This window comes from Methylomonas sp. MgM2 (genome assembly GCF_054172045.1).
On the sequence record NZ_JBSYXO010000084.1, the window covers coordinates 1 to 2460 of the forward strand.

2 rRNA genes are annotated in these 2460 nt (G+C 52.6%); both read right to left on the minus strand.

Annotation, left to right across the window (positions count from 1 at the left end):
- Positions 1-40: 40 nt before the first annotated feature.
- Positions 41-156: ribosomal RNA gene (rrf, locus tag ACW73I_RS22935) — 5S ribosomal RNA — on the minus strand.
- Positions 157-429: 273 nt separating this feature from the next.
- Positions 430-2460, minus strand: a 23S ribosomal RNA gene (locus ACW73I_RS22940); the annotation flags it as partial.

Here is a 2460-nt window from a genome sequence, read left to right on the forward strand (position 1 = left end):
AAAAAAAGCCCGCGTCATTCGGCGGGCTTTCGAGTTTGGTGCTTGGCGATGACCTACTTTCACATGGCAACCTGCCACACTATCATCGGCGCTAAGCGGTTTCACTTCCGAGTTCGGGATGGGATCGGGTGGTTCACGCTTGCTATTGTCACCAAGCAAACTGGTTTGACTGGTTTTGCCAGTCGTCATGCACAGGGTTGGGCGTTATGCCTTGGCCTGTCTTCATGGAAATCTGTTCGCGTTCGTTCTTAAGTTTCTCAGCTATGTCAACGGTACAGGCTTTCGACTCTGGCTGAGGCATTTTCTTTCGCCTTTCGCCTTTTCTCTTTCGCCTGCCATACCACCCGTTTGACAAAATCAAACCGGGACGCTTCCGCGCCTGTTTCCGGTGAATACCATGGGGTATTCATCAAACGCATTGGGTGTTATATGGTCAAGCCTCACGGGCAATTAGTACGGGTTAGCTTCATACATTACTGCACTTCCACATCCCGCCTATCAACGTCGTCGTCTTCAACGGCCCTTCAGGGGACTCAAGGTCCCAGTGAGATCTCATCTTGGGAGGGGCTTCCCGCTTAGATGCTTTCAGCGGTTATCCTGTCCGAACGTGGCTACCCGGCAATGCCCTTGGCAGAACAACCGGAACACCAGAGGTTCGTCCACTTCGGTCCTCTCGTACTAGAAGCAGCTTCCCTCAAATCTCAAACGCCCACGGCAGATAGGGACCGAACTGTCTCACGACGTTCTGAACCCAGCTCGCGTACCACTTTAAATGGCGAACAGCCATACCCTTGGGACCTGCTTCAGCCCCAGGATGTGATGAGCCGACATCGAGGTGCCAAACACCGCCGTCGATATGAACTCTTGGGCGGTATCAGCCTGTTATCCCCGGCGTACCTTTTATCCGTTGAGCGATGGCCCTTCCATACAGAACCACCGGATCACTAAGACCTACTTTCGTACCTGCTCGACTTGTCCGTCTCGCAGTCAAGCACCCTTATGCCTTTGCACTCATTGGTTGATTTCCGACCAACCTGAGGGTACCTTCGTGCTCCTCCGTTACGCTTTGGGAGGAGACCGCCCCAGTCAAACTACCCACCAGACACTGTCCCTAACCCGGATCACGGGTCGAGGTTAGAACTCCAAACATACCAGGGTGGTATTTCAAGGTCGGCTCCACAAGAACTGGCGTTCCTGCTTCTAAGCCTCCCACCTATCCTACACAAGTAGGTTCAAAGTCCAGTGCCAAGCTATAGTAAAGGTGCACGGGGTCTTTCCGTCTAGCCGCGGGTACACTGCATCTTCACAGCGATTTCAATTTCACTGAGTCCCAGGTGGAGACAGTGTGGCCATCGTTACGCCATTCGTGCAGGTCGGAACTTACCCGACAAGGAATTTCGCTACCTTAGGACCGTTATAGTTACGGCCGCCGTTTACTGGGGCTTCGATCAAGAGCTTCTCCTTACGGATAACCCCATCAATTAACCTTCCAGCACCGGGCAGGCGTCACACCCTATACGTCCACTTTCGTGTTTGCAGAGTGCTATGTTTTTGCTAAACAGTCGCAGCCACCGATTTTTTGCAACCCCCTTCCGCTCCAGCCGCAGGGCCTTCACGTACCAAGGGCATACCTTCTCCCGAAGTTACGGTATCATTTTGCCTAGTTCCTTCACCTGGGTTCTCTCAAGCGCCTTAGAATATTCATCCCACCCACCTGTGTCGGTTTAGGGTACGGCCGCATGTCACCTGAAGCTTAGAGGTTTTTCTTGGAAGCAGGGCATCTATCACTTCGCGGTTCAAGAACCGCTCGTCATCACGTCTCAGCATAAAGCAGCCCGGATTTGCCTAAGCTGCCTGCCTACCTGCTTAAACTGCCTATTCCAACAGACAGCTGATATAGCCTTCTCCGTCACCCCATCGCAGTGACATCCGGTACAGGAATATTAACCTGTTTTCCATCGACTACGCCTTTCGGCCTCGCCTTAGGTGCCGACTAACCCTGCGTCGATTAACGTTGCGCAGGAAACCTTGGGTTTTCGGCGTGCGGGTTTTTCACCCGCATTATCGTTACTTATGTCAGCATTCGCACTTCTGATACCTCCAGCCCACTTCTCAATGAACCTTCGCAGGCGTACAGAACGCTCCTCTACCACCAGCACATTCCCTTTAACTTACTCAATCACTCCGCCTCAACGTAAGCGGCGCTTTGTTCGCGCTAACGCGCTCACGATCGTAAACAAATAAGCTAAAGTGGAATGTGCTGATCCGTAGCTTCGGTACTATGCTTAGCCCCGGTGAATCTTCCGCGCAGACCGACTCGACCAGTGAGCTATTACGCTTTCTTTAAAGGGTGGCTGCTTCTAAGCCAACCTCCTGGCTGTCTGGGCCTTTCCACATCGTTTCCCACTGAGCATAGATTTGGGGACCTTAGCTGACGGTCTGGGCTGTTTCCCTTTTCAC